Below are 15,585 nucleotides of genomic sequence, written 5' to 3'. Positions count from 1 at the left end.
CAGCGGGCTGCCGTTAAGCGATACGTGCAGATCGCCGCCGTGTTCATAGTCCTGGGAGTCGCCTTTTCCATTTTCCTGATTGCTTACGGGAACAGTGGAGGGTGGGCGCTTCTGGGAATTGTCGGGTGCATTTCTGTGGTGGGATGCTTTTTCATTCAGAGAGGTAAGAACGGGCGAACGTGAAAGCGGAGCCCGCTGGCTGGGTCTGTACTTCACCGTCAAGCGCACCCGGCAGGCTCAGCCCTAGGAGCTCGTAACAAGATCTTGTTGAGGCGTCCTGGTCGAGCGTGACAGGCAGCTGATGCTCGCGCCCCCTTCTTGCATCCAGTTCACCGGGCAAGCCCCCGGGACATCCTGCCCGGTACCTATCCCGTCGGATGAACCAGGCATTATGGTCCGGGCTCCTCGCCGTGCTTGGCACACTGCGGAGAGCCTGGAAGGCTCGCCCCTGATAAGCGATGCCCGGTGTCAATCACGGAGGCAGATTATGGACACAGACGCGGAAGCGGGTTCGCTGGACTGGGCGAGGGCCTGGATGTGCGCTACTTTCACTCGCGGTCTCGTCCCCGAGGAAGTGTTCGCCCGCTACGGGGCCGATCCGGACCAGGCGCAGCTGCTCGGCTGCGAGGCAGCCTCAGATCTACCCTCGGGTGAATCGGGTGACGGGATGGTCTCGCTGCTGCGGGCCGGCAGCATCGGTGGGTGGGCCTTCTGCGTCGAGGAGGACGGCGGCATCGGCTTTGGGGAAGAATCGCTCGCGGAGTTGTCTCGGGGAACTGAGACGTACAGCGTGGCGACTACCGAGGGAATCGACGTCTTCCAGTACTGGCGCGACGGCGAGTGTGTCGAGTACTTCGAGCCCGGCATGGAACACAGCCGGTCCGAACCGCTCGGCCCCTGGTGGGATCGAGTGGAAGAGGCACTCGCCGCACACAAGGGTGAGGGCGCCGGGATGGCGCCGGTGGTGGCGCTCGTACTCGATCACCTCGGCATTACTCTGGACGATGCAGCCCTCGCCGGGCCTTGGCCCAGCCTGACGCTCGCCGACGACGACGCACCAGCGGCACGGCTGGGCAATACCTACGCGGGTTACGCGGGTGAGGGTCCGGTCCCGCCTGGGACCGTCCTGGATTTCGGGCCTTCAAGTGGACTGTCCTGAACGGCAGAATCGCCCTTCGCTGCCCTGGGCCGCGACCAGCGCTTGGCCAACGTGACGGGTGGCGACCGGAGAAGACCAGCGACACGGCGACCGATCTGAGGGCAAGGCCAACGCGTATCAGCCCGAATGTTCGTGACGCGATCAAATCTGGCCTTCTTGAGGCGTCTCCAACAGATCAAGCCGCAGGCGAGTGAGACGAAGTCGTAGCCCGTGTCGCCGAGCAGGGCGTCGGGTCGCCGGCGGGGCCGGCCGGGGGTGGGATGCCGTCGACCAAGGCGAGGGTCTGGGTGACGTCGTTGACGTTGGCCGCGGTGGTGATGACCTTGAGCGGGGTGCCGCGGCCGACGCAGATCAGATGGTGTTTGCTGCCCGTCTTCCGCCGGTCGAGCGGCGACGGACCGGTGTCGGATCCCCCTTTTTCGCGCGGAAGTGGGAACCATCCACACACGCCCGCGACCAGTCGAGCTCGCCCGCCGCGTTCAGCTCAGCGAGCAGGACTCTGTGCAGCTGGTCGAAGACTCCTGCCTTCTGCCACCGGTCCAGCCGGCACCAGCACGTCTGTCCCGAGCCGAACCCCAGTTCCAACGGCAGAAGTTGCCAGGCTATGTCGTTGTAGAGGACGAACAGGATGCCCTGCAGACAGAGTCGGTCCGACACCGGCCGCGGCCCCGGCGACCGCTCCGGCCACGGCGGCAGCAACGGCTCGATCAACGCCCACAACTCATCGTCCACGATCCACGGTCGACTACCCACACCTCACGAACGGCCGAATCGTCACATCGGTCACGCCCGGCCAGGGAATCCCAACAAGATCGTGTTACGAGCTCTAGGCAGGGGCGGCACGGCACGGTGCGGTCCCGGCCGAGCGCAGGGCGAGGCGGTACGTCCCGTACCGCCTCGCCCCGCCCGTCAGTTGCCCAGGTCCGCCAGCTGGTCGTAGCCCGGGATCGAGCGCGGGTCGCGCGTGCCCGGGCCGACGTACGTCGCCGAGGGGCGCACCAGGCGGCCCGTCCGCTTCTGCTCCAGGATGTGCGCCGACCATCCCGCGGTGCGGGCGCAGCTGAACATCGACGTGAACATGTGGGCCGGGACCTCGGCGAAGTCCAGGACGATCGCCGCCCAGAACTCCACGTTCGTCGCCAGGACACGGTCCGGCCGGCGGGCGTGGAGCTCCTCCAGGGCCGCCTTCTCCAGGGCCTCCGCCACCTCGAAGCGCGGGGCGGCCAGCTCACGGGCCGTGCGCCGCAGGACGCGGGCGCGGGGGTCCTCGGCGCGGTAGACGCGGTGGCCGAAGCCCATCAGGCGCTCACCCTTGTCCAGGGCCTGCTTCACGTACGCCGTCGCGTCGCCCGTCCGCTCGATCTCCTCGATCATGCCGAGGACCCGGGACGGGGCACCCCCGTGGAGGGGGCCCGACATGGCGCCCACCGCCCCGGACAGCGCCGCCGACACGTCCGCGCCGGTCGACGCGATGACACGGGCGGTGAAGGTCGAGGCGTTCATGCCGTGCTCGGCGGCCGACGTCCAGTAGGCGTCGACAGCCTTGACGTGCTTGGGGTCCGGCTCGCCGCGCCAGCGGATCATGAACCGCTCCACGACGGACTCCGCCTTGTCGATCTCGCTCTGCGGGACCATCGGGCGGCCCTGGCCGCGGGCCGACTGGGCGACGTACGACAGGGCCATCACGGCCGCCCGCGCCAGGTCGTTGCGCGCGGTCTCCTCGTCGATGTCGAGCAGGGGTTTCAGGCCCCACACCGGGGCCAGCATGGCGAGCGCCGACTGCACGTCGACCCGGATGTCACCTGAGTGCACGGGGATCGGGAAGGGCTCGGCGGGCGGCAGGCCGGGGTTGAACGCCCCGTCCACCAGCAGGCCCCAGACGTTGCCGAACGACACATGGCCGACGAGGTCCTCGATGTCGACGCCGCGGTAACGGAGCGAGCCGCCTTCCTTGTCGGGTTCGGCGATCTCCGTCTCGAACGCGACGACTCCTTCAAGTCCGGGTACGAAGTCGGACATCGGGCGGCTCCCTCGACTCGGCTGCTGTGTGCAGGCCACAAAGGCCCGCACACGATACTGGCGGGTTACCACGACGCGGGGAAGGGTGACGTCCGGCACAGCCCGAGTGGCGCGCGGGCCGGCGATCGCGGCCCTCCCTCTCGGCGGAACCGGTCCGCTGCGGCAGGATGGCCCCGTGCCCACAGCAGATGCCACTTCGTCCTCCGCTTCCGCCTCCTCTCGCGTCCCGTCATCCGATTGCACCACCGATCCGGCCGTGATGCGCGAGCAGTACCGCTCCGAGGACTTCACCGAGAAGGATCTAGCCGCGGACCCCATGGACCAGTTCGCCGACTGGTTCCGCCAGGTCGCCGGGGGCGGCGCGCTGCACGAGCCGAACGCGATGGTGGTCTCCACGGCCGACTCGCGGGGCAGGCCGTCCTCCCGGACGGTGCTGCTGAAGCACTACGACGCGCGCGGCTTCGTCTTCTTCACCAACTACGGCTCCCGGAAGGGCCGGGAACTGACGGCGAACCCGTACGCCTCGCTGCTCTTCCCCTGGCACCCGCTCGCCCGCCAGGTCATCGTCACAGGTACCGCCGTCCGCGTCGGACGCGAGGAGACGGTGGCGTACTTCCGCACCCGCCCGCACGGCTCCCAGCTGGGCGCCTGGGCGAGCGACCAGTCGGCGGTGGTCGGCTCCCGGCAGGAGCTGGTCGACCGCTACGAGGAGCTCGCGGCCCGGTACCCCGAGGGCGAGAAGGTCCCGGCGCCCCCGCAGTGGGGCGGCTTCCGCGTCGTGCCGGACGCGATCGAGTTCTGGCAGGGGCACGAGAACCGGCTGCACGACCGGCTGCGGTACGTGCGGGAGAGTCCGGAGGCGGGCTGGCACGTGGAGCGCCTCTGCCCCTGATGCCCCGGGGGCCTCAGCCCGTCCCGGCGCCCGACGCCCCGGGAGGCCCCTCGCCGGGCCGCCCCGGCAGCAGCCGTACGAGGCCGAGGAGATCGGCCTCGGTGATCTCCTGGCCCAGGAACACCGTCCGGTACACGACGTAACCGGTCCAGCTGTCCACGATCGTGTCCAGGGGCAGCCCCTCCGGCAGCCCGCCCCGGGCCACGCCGTTGCGCAGCAGCAGCGCGGCCCGCTCGGCGTGGGCGCGCAGGAGGTCCCGCAGATCCGTCCGCCCGGCCTCCCCGCGCTCGGTCAGCGCGCCCGTCACGACACTGGGGTCGCCCAGGAGCGTCAGGGTCCGCACCAGGTTCCGCAGCCAGAGCAGCGCGTCCTCGCGCACGTCACCCGTGTCGGGGGCCGGCCCGGGGGCGAGCCGGTCGGCGACCGCCTCGGTGATCACGGCCGCCTTGTTCGGCCACCAGCGGTAGACCGTCATCCGGGCCACCCCGGCCCGTGACGCGATGCGCTCCATCGTCACGCCCTTGTAGCCGAGCTCGGCCACCAGCTCCCGCGTGGCCGTCAGGACCGCCTCATGGGCTTCCGGGTCGCGGTGCGGGCCGCGACGAGGGCGTGGGGCGGCGGGGCGTTCGTCGTCCATGGAACCTCCTGAGCCGCACGATACGGGCACAGCGGAATATTTAGACTGTACGTACTGTCTAGGCTAATGCCATCCGGTACATCTCAGCGTGGAGGTTCAGTCATGGAAGACCGGTTCAGCGGCAAGGTCGTCCTCATCACCGGCGGCGGCTCGGGTCTCGGCCGCTCGGCGGCCGTGCGGGTCGCGGCCGAAGGCGCCAGGCTGGCGCTCGTCGACGTCAGCGAGCAGGGTCTCGCCGCCACGGCGGCCGAGGTGGAGAAGACCGCCCCCGGCGCCGAGGTCCTGCGGATCACCGCCGACGTCAGCTCCGAGGAGGACACGCGGCGGTACGTCTCCGCCACGGTCGAGGCCTACGGACGCATCGACGGCTTCTTCAACAACGCCGGCATCGAGGGCAAGCAGAACCTCACCCAGGACTTCGGCTCCGACGAGTTCGACCGCGTCGTCTCGATCAACCTCCGCGGCGTGTTCCTCGGCCTGAAGTACGTGCTCCCGGTCATGAAGGGCCAGGGCTCCGGCTCCGTCGTGAACACGGCCTCCGTCGGCGGCATACGGGGAGTGGGCAACCAGTCCGGCTACGCGGCGGCCAAGCACGGCGTCGTCGGTCTCACCCGCAACTCCGGCGTGGAGTACGGACAGTTCGGCGTCTCGGTCAAGGCGATCGCCCCCGGCGCCATCATGACCCCGATGGTCGAGGCCTCGCTCAAGCAGATCGACGCGGACAACTGGGAGAAGGCCGGCGAGGCCTTCGTCAGCGTCAACCCGATGAAGCGGTTCGGCAGGCCCGAGGAGGTCGGCAACCTGGTCGCGTTCCTGCTCTCCGAGGAGTCCGGCTTCATCAACGCCACCGTCGTCCCGATCGACGGCGGCCAGTCCGAGCAGTACTGAGCTGCCCGGAGAACGCAGGAACCCGCAGGCTCTGGTTCCTCCTCGCGGAGGAGCCGGCCGGACTTACCGGCGAGCCTGCGGGTCGGTGACTGCTTGGGTTTCGGCAGGCAGCCTGCCGAGGTGCACGGTGTGCGACGACGGGCTGTCAGCCCGCAGCCACCTCACGAATCCGATAAGACTGCACTTTTCGGATCACCTCCTTTCAGCGTGTGCCCACAGCCTAGGAACACCCGCGCGGCCGCACAAGCGAATTAACGGCGCCCCGGGTGGACACCGGATTTCCGGGAAGTGGCTGTGTGGTGGCTCACGTTCGAGTTCAATGGTCTGACGTGCGGCAATGCGGAACGCGAAGCGGAACACGCCCTGCGGGAGGTACGGAGTGAGTGCTTCCAGGAGCACCGGGACCACCGACGCGCTCGGTCCCGATGAGGACCCGGGGCGGGAGCCTTCGACGACGACGGCGGCGGTCCCGGGTTCCCGGCTCCTCGCCGCGCTGCTCGACGGGATGGACGCCGCGCTCTGCGCGTTCGACGCGCACGGCACCGTCACCCACTGGAACCGCGAGGCCGAGCGGATCCTCGGCTGGAGTGCCGCCGAGGCCGTCGGCCGACGCGGTTTCGCCGGGTGGGCCGTGCGGCCCGCGGACGCGGTGGACGTGCAGCAACGGCTGCTGTCCGTCATGGACGCGCCCGGCCGCCAGGTCCACGAGTTCGCGCTGCTGCGCAAGGACGGCGGGCGAGTCCTGGTGCGGACCCAGTCGTCGGGGGTCCGGGGCGAGGACGGGAAGCCCGCCGGGGTGTACTGCGCGTTCAGCGAGGTGCACGCGCAGATCGACCTGGAGCGCTCCATCGCGCTCAGTGAAGCCCTGTTCGAGGACGCGTCCTGGGGCGTGGTCGCCGTCGACGTCGACCTGCGTCCCACCGTGGTCAACGCCTACGCCGCCCGTGCTCTGGGCGGCGGGCGCACCACCCTGCTCGGACGCCCGCTGGGCGAGCTGGTCGTCCAGGGCGTCGAGGACCTGGAGAGCGCGCTGCAGCACGTCCTCGCCGAGGGGGCGCCGCCCGCCCCGGCCGAGCTGTGGGTGACCCTGCGCACCGCCGAGGGGGACCGGCGGCGCTGCTGGCGCAGCGGATTCCTGAGGCTGACCTCGCCGCTCGCCGAGGAACCGGTCCCGCTCGGGGTCGGCTGGCTGTTCCGCGACGTCACCGCGGCGAAGCTCGCGGAGCAGGACGCGGACCGGGTGCGCTTCCGTGCGAAGCAGCTGCACCGGGCGGCCCGTCAGACCGCGGAGTGCGAGGACCCGATGGAGGCGGCGACCACGTCGCTGGACTACGCGCTTGCGGGGTTCGCCGACCATGTGGTCGTCGATCTGCTGGCCGGCCTCGCGGTGGGGGAACGGCTCGTACGGGCCGCGGCCACGCCGTCCGACGCGCCGGGGCCCTGCCTGCCGGTCTCCGGCGGCCCGCTCCCGGTGCGGTACGCGCCGGGGCACCCGGCCCTCCAGGCCGTCGAGCGCGCGGACTCCGTCCGGGCCGCCGCGCCGGCCGGCGCGGGCGGGGCGTGGGCGGTCGGGCACCAGTGGCCGGGCGGCTCCGCGTACGCCCTGTGCGCGGTGCTGCGGAGCCGGGGGAGGACGCTGGGCGTGGTGACGTTCCTGCGCGCGGCGAACCGCGGCGCGTTCGAACGCCCCGACGTGATGTACGCGGAGAGCGCGGCGGCCCGGGTCGCCACGGCGGTCGACCTCGCCCGGCTGACGGGCGTGCCGGAGGCCTGAACCCGGGTGGGCGCCTGAAGCCGGGCCGGGCGCCTGAACCCGGCGGGCGGGCCGGGCTTCGAACCCGGCCGGGGCCGGGCGCGCCGGGCGCCGGCCGCTCGGTGCTGTACGCCGCGTGCCGCTCGGTGCCGCTCAGTGCCGCTCAGTGCCGGTAGAAGACGCGGTCGCCGTACTCCCGCATCACGCGCCCGTTCCACTCGTGTCCGCCGTCCACGTTGCCCGAGCGCAGCAGCGGAGGTTCGATTCCGCGGGCGACGAGTTCCTCGGCCGCGGTGGCCATCATGGCCTGCATCAGCGCGCTGGTGACGACCGTCGACGCGGGCGCGAAGGGTGCCTCGACGCCCTCCGTCCGCAGTTCGGCGTCACCGATCGCGATCTTGCTGTCCAGCACGATGTCGCAGTGGTCGCGGAGGAATCCGCCCGACACGTGCCGCGACCTGGTGCCCGTCGTGTAGGCGACGGAGGTGACCCCGACGACCGTGAGCCCGAGCGCACGCGCGTTCTGCGCCATCTCCACGGGCAGTGCGTTGCGCCCGGACAGCGAGATGATCACGAGGAGATCGCCCGCGCGGGCCGGGCTGGAGTCGAGGACGGCGCTCGCGAGGCCGTCCACCCGCTCCAACGCCGAGCCGAGCGTGGCCGGCATGACGTCGACGCCGACGGTGCCGGGCACCGCCAGAAGGTTCATCAGGGCCAGTCCGCCCGCACGGTAGACGACGTCCTGCGCGGCGAGCGACGAGTGCCCGGCACCGAAGGCGAAGAGCCGGCCTCCCGCGGCGACGGTGTCGGCGATCGCGGCCCCCGCGGCGGCGATCGATCCCGCCTCCTCGTCGCGCACCCGCTCCAGCAGGCCGATCGCTGCGTCGAAGAACTGACCGGCGAGCTTGCTGTCGCTCATCGAGGAGGCCTTTCCGGTGAAGTGGGGTCCGTGCGGTGCCCGTGTCGCGGATCACGTTGCGGTCCGGACCACTGGGCTGTCAATAGCGCCCGGAACCGCCCGTCCGCACGGACTGCCGACGGCAGGGCACGGTTGTCGGTGCCATGCGTCAGAATTGGTGGAGGGCCATCGCACGACGACTTCATGTCACAGCATCGAGGGGCACGTATGTCCGGACTGATCGACACCACGGAGATGTATCTCCGCACCATCCTCGAGCTCGAAGAGGAAGGCGTGGTCCCCATGCGCGCCCGGATCGCCGAACGGCTGGACCAGAGTGGTCCGACGGTCAGCCAGACCGTGGCGCGCATGGAGCGGGACGGTCTGGTCCAGGTCGCGGGCGACCGCCATCTGGAGCTGACCGAGGAGGGACGCCGGCTGGCGACCCGGGTGATGCGCAAGCACCGGCTGGCCGAGTGCCTGCTCGTCGACGTCATCGGCCTGGAGTGGGAACAGGTCCACGCCGAGGCGTGCCGCTGGGAACACGTGATGAGCGAGGCCGTGGAGCGCCGGGTGCTGGAGCTGCTGCGGCACCCGACGGAGTCTCCGTACGGCAACCCGATCCCGGGTCTGGAGGAGCTGGGCGAGAAGGCCGAGGCCGATCCGTTCCTGGACGAGGGCATGGTGAGCCTGGCCGAGCTCGACCCGGGCGCCGAGGGCAAGACCGTGGTGGTGCGCCGGATCGGTGAGCCGATCCAGACCGACGCACAGCTGATGTACACGCTGCGGCGGGCGGGCGTACAGCCCGGGTCCGTCGTCAGTGTGACCGAGTCGGCCGGCGGCGTGCTGGTCGGTTCCAGCGGGGAGGCGGCCGAGCTCGACTCCGAGGTCGCCTCGCACGTGTTCGTCGCGAAGCGCTGACCAGCGGTTGTGCCCGCGTCGGCGCCCTGACACACGTGCAGGCGCCGATGCGGATGCACGTGCAGATGTGAGCCGGTAAGCCCGCTTTCTGTTTTCCGCCCGGAATCGCAGCGCCCGGGCGAAACGCGTGCCAGGCTGTGGCCAGGCATATGACCTGAGGGCGCCGGCGGAACCCGCCGGGCGGTCGGGGAGGGAGCAGGGAATGCGCCCGTCGCACTGGCACGTGCACCATGAGGTGGCTGCCGTGCTTTCCGACGCCCTCACGCTTCCCCGGGCCTTCAGGGCCCTGCGGGATGTTCGATTCTCCCGATTCTCCGGGGTGCCGCTCCGTGCCGCCCCGACGGTCCGCCGCGAGCGCGGACCCCTGCGTTCCCGGACACGTTGCGGCCCCGGCGCCCGAAGGTGCCGGGGCCTGTCCTCCCCTGCGCTGACCTGGAGCCCCGAGCTCTCGAGGTCAGTCCCCGCGGACCCCTGTCCCCGAGTGGTCCGCTTCCCGGAGAAGGTCTCCCCAGGGCGACCGTCATCAATCCTGAACCGCTGTCACTCAAACGTGGGATGTTGCGAGCCGGAAGCGGGTTTTCGAATAAGAGTTCGATAGTCTGGCGCGCACGCACACGGTGATCGAGGACCAGAAGGGGGTGCCAGAACCTATGGTGCGGCGCATCGATGTGACCGGATCGGACGGCGTACGCCTCGCGGCGTGGGAGTTCGCCGACCGGCCCAAGGATCCCGCGGAGGCCGGGCAGGCCCCCGGGATCTTAATGCTCCACGGCCTGATGGGACGGGCCACGCACTGGGCGTCCACCGCCCGCTGGCTCTCCGAACGCCACCGGCCGGTCGGCCTCGACCAGCGTGGCCACGGGCGCAGCGACAAGCCGGCCGACGGCCCGTACACCCGCGACGCCTACGTCGCGGACGCCGAGACCGCGATCGAGCAGCTGGGCCTGGCCCCGGTGACCCTCGTCGGACACTCGATGGGCGCGCTCACCGCGTGGCAGCTCGCCGCGAAGCGCCCCGACCTCGTCAAGGCGCTGATCATCTGCGACATGCGGGCCTCCGCGATCGGTGCCGCCTCGCAGCGCGAATGGGCGGACTGGTTCACCACCTGGCCGCTGCCCTTCGCGACGCTCGCCGACGTGCGGAAGTGGTTCGGCGAGGACGATCCCTGGGTGGAGCGGCCCAACCCCGCGCGCGGCGAGTTCTTCGCCGAGGTGATGGCCGAGAGTTCCGACGGCTGGCGGCCCGTCTTCTCCCAGGAGCAGATGCTGACGTCGCGGGCCACCTGGGTCTTCGACGCCCACTGGGAGGAGCTGGCGCAGGTGCGCTGCCCCACCCTGGTCCTGCGCGGGATCGACGGGGAGCTGGGCAGGGCGGAGGCCCAGGAGATGGTCCGCGTGCTGCCGCGCGGGCAGTACGCGGAGGTGGAGGACGCCGGCCACCTCGTCCACTACGACCGTCCGGATGGCTGGCGCAGGGCGGTGGAGCCCTTCCTGGAACAGCTCGCCGAGGGACGCCGGGACGACCGGGAGCCCGTCAGCCCCTGACCCCGGACGCCCCGCCCTCGTGGGCCCGTACCCTCCCGCGTCCTGGCCCGTCAGCCCTTGCTGACCGCCGCCAGGATCTCCGGGAGTCGCTGCGCGGTGCGCGGAGCCGCGAGCCGTACCCCCAGCCACCCGATGAACGCCCCGTACACCGCGCCCACCGGCAGCAGCAGCCACAGCAGGTCACGATGGTCCGCCACGTGCAGCCAGACCGTCAGCCCGATCACGGGACCGCTGAGCACCGCGGCGCCCACCACCCCGCCGAGCATGGAGATCCAGGCGAGCCCGGCCTGCCCCGGCACGACGTTCTTGAACGCCCCGTCCTGCGGAATCGAGTACGGGAACAGCGCCGACGCCAGAGCGCCCGTCGCCAGCATCGCGCCCAGCAGCGCGAACGACAGGCCCATCACCCCCGGAAGGGCCGCCCAGTCGCCGAGGACCGCCGTGGTCACCACCGTCACCAGGACCGTGTACGGCAGGGTGATCAGCAGCAGGGCCAGCGCACGCGCCCGCAGTTCGAGGAAGGCGTCCCGGGTCGAGGACACCGACAGCGCCACCATCCAGAAGGCGGAGGTGTCCTGCCCGAACTGGTTGTACATCTGCATGCCGAGCATTCCGGCCGCGAAACACGCGAAGTAGGCCGACCCGCCGCCCTGCACCGCGTTGAGCACCGGCACGATCAGACCGATCGCCAGCGCCGTCACCCAGGCCGCCTTCGTCTTCGGGTCCCGTACGACGTACCGCAGGCTCCGCTCCATCACCGTGCCCGTACGCCCCTCCGGAAGCAACGAGAACAGACCGGAACGGCCCGCGCCGGAGCGCCCCGAGGACGGTTCGGCGGCCGCGATCGTGGAGCCGTCCGGCGACGTCATCAGCTTCACGAGGCTCCGCTGCCACAGCCACAGCACGCCGCCCAGCGCGAGCACCGAGAGCAGCAACTGCCCGAACGCCGTCCCGTACGCCCCCTCGGAGGCCGACCCCACCGCGCCGAGAGCCGAGGCCGGCGGCAGCCAGCGCACCACGTCCGCGACCGGCTCGAGCGAGGACAGCCCGCCCGCCCGGCCCAGGCGCTGCGCCCCGAAGTTGACGAACTGGATGCCCACCGCGATCACCAGCCCGCTGAGCACCGCGAGGTCGCGGCCCTTGCGCGAGGTCAGCAGCCGGGTGTTGGCCGTGGTGACCGACCGCGCCAGCGCCACACAGACCAGCAGCGTCAGGGGCACGGCGATCACCCCGAACACCACCGCGACGGCTCCGTGCGCCAGAGCGATCACCGAGCCGAGGACCAGGGCGAGCGTGAAGAGCGGCCCGATACCGATCAGCGAAGCCGTCAGCAGGGCGCCGATCAGCGGCCGCGGCCGCAGCGGCAGCATCACCAGCCGGGTCGGGTCCAAGGTCTCGTCCCCGCTCGGGAAGAACAGCGGCATCACCGCCCAGCCCAGCGCCAGGACCGCGGTCAGGAGCACCACCAGGGTGCTCGCCTGCGCGTGGCCGCGCAGTGCGACCAGGCCGATCAGCTGGCCCACCGCGAGCAGCAGCGTCACGACGAGGGACGCGATGTAGGCGGCCCTCCGCCCGGACGACTGGCGCAGCCCGTTGCGCAGCAGCGCCAGCTTGAGGCGTGCGAACACGGGGACCAGACCCTGGCCGCGTACGGCCGGGACGGCGGCTCCCGCGGGGGCGTCCAGCACCGTCATCGGGCACCGCCCAGCCAGTCGAGGGACTCCCCGGTGTCCCGGGCGCCCGCGCCGACGAGTTCGAGGAAGGCGTCCTGCAGGGAGGCCGCCTCCCCGCGCACCTCGGTCAGCGTGCCGTGGGCCCGGATCCGCCCCGCCGCCAGGACGGCCACCCAGTCGCAGAGCGACTCGACGAGCTCCATCACATGGCTGGAGAAGACCACGGTCGCGCCGGAGCGCGTGTAGCGCTCCAGGACGCCGCGGATGGTCTGCGCCGACACCGGGTCGACGCCCTCGAACGGCTCGTCGAGGAAAAGGACTTCGGGGTTGTGCAGCAGTGCGGACGCCAGCCCGATCTTCTTGCGCATCCCGGTCGAGTAGTCCACGACCAGCTTGTGCTGCGCCCCCGCGAGATCCAGGACGTCGAGCAGCTGGGTGGCGCGCTTGTCCACCTCGGCGCCCGGCAGCCCGCGCAACCTGCCGGTGTAGCCGAGCAGTTCACGACCGGAGAGCCGTTCGAAGAGCCGCAGCCCCTCCGGCAGCACCCCGATCCGGGACTTCACCTCGACCGGGTCCCGCCACACGTCGTGGCCCGCGACCTCGATCCGGCCCATGTCGGGCCGCAGGAGTCCGGTCACCATCGAGAGCGTCGTGGTCTTCCCCGCGCCGTTGGGGCCCACCAGACCGATGAACTTCCCCGCGGGCAGCTCCAGATCGATCCCCGCGACCGCGACCTGTTCCCCGAACCGCTTCCACAGCCCCTCCACCCGCACGGCGGGTGGAGGCGCCGAAGCCGCACCCGCCGTGTTCGTCCCGCCCGTATGCTCCGCCTGGTCCGGCATGGCACTGCCTTTCGAAGTCCCCGCTTGTGGGGGCCACCCTACGAAAGACGGATCCGGGCGTCGGCGGCTTCCCGGGCACAGGCGTACGCGAGCGGGCCGATCAGCTCGTCGGCGTCCGGCAGCCACAGGTTGGCGCGGGACGGGCGGCGGGCCCACTGCACGGCCCCGCGCCCGGCCATCCGGGTCGGCGGCCCGGCCACGTAGTCGCCCTCACCTCGCCCCACCATGCGGATCGCCTCGGCGTCCCAGCCCAGTCCGCGGACCAGCTCGGGCGCCTTGGCCGCGGCGCCCGGCAGCGCGAGGAACGCCATCCGGCGGTTTGGGGTGCGGGTCACCGGGCCGAGCGTCAGGCCCATCCGCTCCATCCGGGCCAGGGCCAGGAAGCCGGCGGCCTCCGGCACGTCCAGGGCGTCGAAGGTCCGGCCGGTCGGCAGGAGGACCGCGGAACCGGGACGCCCGGCCCACATCCGGCGTGCGGCGGCGGCGCTGCCGGTCACCTGGCCCGCCCAGTCCGCCCGGGCGGGATGTGCCCCGGGGGCCGCGCAGCCGGCGTCACCGCACGAGCAGTGCTCCGTCCCTCCGGCGGCCTCGAGCCAGGTGCCCGGGAACACATCCCAGTGCCGCTCCTGGGCGTACCAGGCGGCGGCCTCGAGCAGCTGGTCACTCCGCTGCCGGGGGACCTCGGCGGCTTCCGTCACTCCGATGGGCTCTTCCACTCCCCGCTCAACTCCCGGCACCACCGGGGGTTACGGGCGCACGGGCACCCGTCGGGACGGATCGGTCCGGCACATGGGGCGCACGGGTGCACTGCCGGGGGCGCGTGGGAGGAAGCGCGACGGTGCGCGGGTAGGCACACGCAGGATTGTGCCAACTCACCACCACGCGTACCCGATACAGATGAATATGCGCATTTCTCGTGCCGTGCCGGGCAGTGATGCCTTCACCGGAATCACTGCGGTCTCAGGGGGAAATATGGCAGCCAGGCCTCTCGTCGCCCGCCAGCCGAACGAACGTCTCCAGACGCTCATCCAGGAGGCGGCGTGCTCCAACGCCGGCCTCGCACGCCGGGTCAACATGGTCGGGGCGGAACGGGGGCTCGACCTCCGCTACGACAAGACCTCCGTGGCCCGCTGGCTGCGCGGACAGCAGCCACGCGGCAGGGCGCCGGGCATCATCGCCGAGGCGATCGGGCGCAAGCTCGGACGCACGGTCACGATCGACGAGATCGGCATGGCCAATGGCAAGAGCCTGGCCTCCGGGGTCGGTCTGCAGTTCGCGCCCACCGTGCTCGGCGCCGTCGAGCAGGTCTGCGAGCTGTGGCGCAGCGACGTGGGCCGCCGCGACCTGCTGTCCGGATCGGCCGTGGCCGCCTCGGCCCTGGTCGAGCCCAGCCGGGACTGGCTGATCACGGGCGCCGACCCGCAGGTGGCGCGGACGGCCGGGAGCAGGGTCGGTTCGCCGGACGTGGCGGCGGTGCGGGCGATGACAGCCGCGCTCGTGGACCTCGACCACCGTTTCGGCAGCGGGCACGTGCGGCCCGTGCTGGTGCACTACCTCAACAGCGTGGTGTCCGGGCTCCTTTCGGGGTCGTACCGCGAATCGGTCGGCCGCGAGCTGTTCGGAGCGGTCGCCCGGCTCACCGAGCTCGCCGGGTACATGGCCGTCGACACGGGTCAGCCGGGGCTGGCCCAGCGGTACTACATCCAGGCGCTGCGCCTGGCCCAGGCCGCGGGCGACCGTGCGTACGGGGGCTATGTGCTGGCCGCGTCGATGAGCCATCTCGCGGCCCAGCTCGGCAACCCGCGCGAGATCGCCCAGCTGGCGCGGGCCGCCCAGGAGGGCGCGCGGGGTCGGGTGACCCCGAGGGCGGAGTCGATGTTCCACGCCGCGGAGGCCCGGGGCCACGCGCTCATGGGCGACGCCCGCACCTGCCAGGCCGCGGCGGGCCGGGCGCTGTCCGCCCTGGAACAGGCCGACCCGGACGCGGGCGACGACCCGGACTGGATCGCGCACTTCGACTCGGGCTACCTCGCCGACGAACTGGCCCACTGCCACCGTGACCTGGGACAGGCGGAGCCGGCCGCCCGCCGGGCGAAGGAGGCCCTCGCGGCCCTTCCGGAGTCCCGGGCCCGGCGCCGGGGCATCGGCCTGGTGCTGCTGGCCTCGGCGCAGGTGCAGCAGCGTGAGGTGGAGCAGGCCTGCCACACGGGGCTGCGGGCGATGGAACTGCTGGGAACCGTGCGCTCCAGCCGGGGTGCCGAATATCTCGACGACCTCCAGCAGCGGTTCGAGCCGTTCGCCGACGAGCCCTCGGTCCGTGAGTTCGGCGCGAGGCTGGAGCTCCAGGCCGCCTGACCAC

General features: G+C 71.6%; 15 protein-coding genes. 7 read left to right on the top strand and 8 right to left on the bottom strand.

Annotated features, from left to right (window positions below; translation table 11 throughout):
- Positions 1 to 487 precede the first annotated feature (487 nt).
- The gene (locus tag LWJ43_RS13780) at positions 488 to 1,159 is read left to right on the top strand and encodes a DUF6461 domain-containing protein (RefSeq protein WP_277332546.1); all 672 of its coding nucleotides are present in this window, start codon (positions 488 to 490) and stop codon (positions 1,157 to 1,159) included.
- Positions 1,160 to 1,334: 175 nt separating this feature from the next.
- Here LWJ43_RS13780 and LWJ43_RS33065 read toward each other — a convergent pair whose 3' ends face one another.
- From LWJ43_RS33065 to LWJ43_RS13770, 3 genes are all read right to left on the bottom strand, one after another.
- Positions 1,335 to 1,607, bottom strand: coding sequence for a transposase (locus tag LWJ43_RS33065; protein ID WP_462100882.1), 273 nt, complete (start codon positions 1,605 to 1,607; stop codon positions 1,335 to 1,337).
- Positions 1,511 to 1,891, bottom strand: coding sequence for a transposase (locus LWJ43_RS13775; RefSeq protein WP_277332545.1), 381 nt, complete (start codon positions 1,889 to 1,891; stop codon positions 1,511 to 1,513). Before LWJ43_RS13775 ends, LWJ43_RS33065 begins: the two co-directional genes overlap by 97 nt.
- Positions 1,892 to 2,068: 177 nt before the next feature.
- The gene (locus LWJ43_RS13770; protein ID WP_014154735.1) at positions 2,069 to 3,178 is read right to left on the bottom strand and encodes a citrate synthase 2; all 1,110 of its coding nucleotides are present in this window, start codon (positions 3,176 to 3,178) and stop codon (positions 2,069 to 2,071) included.
- A 259-nt stretch (positions 3,179 to 3,437) separates the two neighbouring features.
- Here LWJ43_RS13770 and pdxH point away from each other — a divergent pair, with 259 nt between their 5' ends.
- Positions 3,438 to 4,070, top strand: a complete 633-nt coding sequence (gene pdxH, locus LWJ43_RS13765) for a pyridoxamine 5'-phosphate oxidase (RefSeq protein ID WP_277335884.1) — start codon at positions 3,438 to 3,440, stop codon at positions 4,068 to 4,070.
- Between the two features lie 13 nt (positions 4,071 to 4,083).
- On the opposite strand, the gene LWJ43_RS13760 is transcribed toward pdxH, so the two are convergent.
- The gene (locus LWJ43_RS13760) at positions 4,084 to 4,707 is read right to left on the bottom strand and encodes a TetR/AcrR family transcriptional regulator (protein ID WP_277332544.1); all 624 of its coding nucleotides are present in this window, start codon (positions 4,705 to 4,707) and stop codon (positions 4,084 to 4,086) included.
- A 102-nt stretch (positions 4,708 to 4,809) separates the two neighbouring features.
- Between LWJ43_RS13760 and LWJ43_RS13755 the strand changes: the two genes are divergently transcribed.
- Positions 4,810 to 5,595: an SDR family oxidoreductase gene (locus LWJ43_RS13755; RefSeq protein WP_277332543.1), complete on the top strand. Its 786-nt coding sequence runs from the start codon at positions 4,810 to 4,812 to the stop codon at positions 5,593 to 5,595.
- A gap of 379 nt (positions 5,596 to 5,974) precedes the next feature.
- Entirely contained in the window at positions 5,975 to 7,369 is a 1,395-nt protein-coding gene (locus tag LWJ43_RS13750; protein WP_277332542.1) for a PAS domain-containing protein, read from the top strand.
- Between the two features lie 142 nt (positions 7,370 to 7,511).
- Here the strand turns inward: LWJ43_RS13750 and LWJ43_RS13745 are convergent, their stop codons facing one another.
- Complete coding sequence (locus tag LWJ43_RS13745; RefSeq protein ID WP_277332541.1) at positions 7,512 to 8,267, bottom strand: SIS domain-containing protein; 756 nt, start codon at positions 8,265 to 8,267, stop codon at positions 7,512 to 7,514.
- Between the two features lie 207 nt (positions 8,268 to 8,474).
- On the opposite strand from LWJ43_RS13745, the gene LWJ43_RS13740 reads away from it, so the two are divergent.
- On the top strand, positions 8,475 to 9,167 hold the full coding sequence (locus LWJ43_RS13740; protein WP_277332540.1) for a metal-dependent transcriptional regulator: 693 nt from the start codon (positions 8,475 to 8,477) through the stop codon (positions 9,165 to 9,167).
- Positions 9,168 to 9,817: 650 nt separating this feature from the next.
- Positions 9,818 to 10,711 (top strand): alpha/beta fold hydrolase, encoded by an 894-nt coding sequence (locus tag LWJ43_RS13735; protein WP_277335883.1) that lies wholly within the window; start codon positions 9,818 to 9,820, stop codon positions 10,709 to 10,711.
- A 50-nt stretch (positions 10,712 to 10,761) separates the two neighbouring features.
- On the opposite strand, the gene LWJ43_RS13730 is transcribed toward LWJ43_RS13735, so the two are convergent.
- Genes LWJ43_RS13730 through LWJ43_RS13720 form a run of 3 tightly spaced genes read right to left on the bottom strand, consistent with a single transcriptional unit; the run spans position 10,762 to position 13,942 of the window.
- Positions 10,762 to 12,405, bottom strand: a complete 1,644-nt coding sequence (locus tag LWJ43_RS13730; RefSeq protein ID WP_277332539.1) for a transporter — start codon at positions 12,403 to 12,405, stop codon at positions 10,762 to 10,764.
- On the bottom strand, positions 12,402 to 13,226 hold the full coding sequence (locus LWJ43_RS13725; protein ID WP_277332538.1) for an ABC transporter ATP-binding protein: 825 nt from the start codon (positions 13,224 to 13,226) through the stop codon (positions 12,402 to 12,404). Before LWJ43_RS13725 ends, LWJ43_RS13730 begins: the two co-directional genes overlap by 4 nt.
- Positions 13,227 to 13,264: 38 nt before the next feature.
- Positions 13,265 to 13,942 (bottom strand): bifunctional DNA primase/polymerase, encoded by a 678-nt coding sequence (locus tag LWJ43_RS13720; RefSeq protein ID WP_277332537.1) that lies wholly within the window; start codon positions 13,940 to 13,942, stop codon positions 13,265 to 13,267.
- A gap of 256 nt (positions 13,943 to 14,198) precedes the next feature.
- Between LWJ43_RS13720 and LWJ43_RS13715 the strand changes: the two genes are divergently transcribed.
- Positions 14,199 to 15,581, top strand: coding sequence for a transcriptional regulator (locus LWJ43_RS13715; RefSeq protein WP_277332536.1), 1,383 nt, complete (start codon positions 14,199 to 14,201; stop codon positions 15,579 to 15,581).
- The last annotated feature ends 4 nt before the right edge of the window (positions 15,582 to 15,585 follow it).

It is taken from the genome of Streptomyces sp. JH34 (assembly GCF_029428875.1).
In the GTDB taxonomy this organism is placed as follows: domain Bacteria; phylum Actinomycetota; class Actinomycetes; order Streptomycetales; family Streptomycetaceae; genus Streptomyces.
Note: the sequence above shows the minus strand (reverse complement) of the source record. Positions and strands in the feature narration are given on the sequence as shown.

What these genes read in the sequence shown, in the direction of transcription:
- LWJ43_RS13780 (WP_277332546.1), top strand. Translation starts at nt 488, where the DNA reads ATGGACACAGACGCGGAAGCGGGTTCGCTGGACTGGGCGAGGGCCTGG.
- LWJ43_RS13770 (WP_014154735.1), bottom strand. Translation starts at nt 3,178, where the DNA reads ATGTCCGACTTCGTACCCGGACTTGAAGGAGTCGTCGCGTTCGAGACG.
- pdxH (WP_277335884.1), top strand. Translation starts at nt 3,438, where the DNA reads ATGCGCGAGCAGTACCGCTCCGAGGACTTCACCGAGAAGGATCTAGCC.
- LWJ43_RS13760 (WP_277332544.1), bottom strand. Translation starts at nt 4,707, where the DNA reads ATGGACGACGAACGCCCCGCCGCCCCACGCCCTCGTCGCGGCCCGCAC.
- LWJ43_RS13755 (WP_277332543.1), top strand. Translation starts at nt 4,810, where the DNA reads ATGGAAGACCGGTTCAGCGGCAAGGTCGTCCTCATCACCGGCGGCGGC.
- LWJ43_RS13745 (WP_277332541.1), bottom strand. Translation starts at nt 8,267, where the DNA reads ATGAGCGACAGCAAGCTCGCCGGTCAGTTCTTCGACGCAGCGATCGGC.
- LWJ43_RS13740 (WP_277332540.1), top strand. Translation starts at nt 8,475, where the DNA reads ATGTCCGGACTGATCGACACCACGGAGATGTATCTCCGCACCATCCTC.
- LWJ43_RS13735 (WP_277335883.1), top strand. Translation starts at nt 9,818, where the DNA reads ATGGTGCGGCGCATCGATGTGACCGGATCGGACGGCGTACGCCTCGCG.
- LWJ43_RS13730 (WP_277332539.1), bottom strand. Translation starts at nt 12,405, where the DNA reads ATGACGGTGCTGGACGCCCCCGCGGGAGCCGCCGTCCCGGCCGTACGC.
- LWJ43_RS13725 (WP_277332538.1), bottom strand. Translation starts at nt 13,226, where the DNA reads ATGCCGGACCAGGCGGAGCATACGGGCGGGACGAACACGGCGGGTGCG.
- LWJ43_RS13715 (WP_277332536.1), top strand. Translation starts at nt 14,199, where the DNA reads ATGGCAGCCAGGCCTCTCGTCGCCCGCCAGCCGAACGAACGTCTCCAG.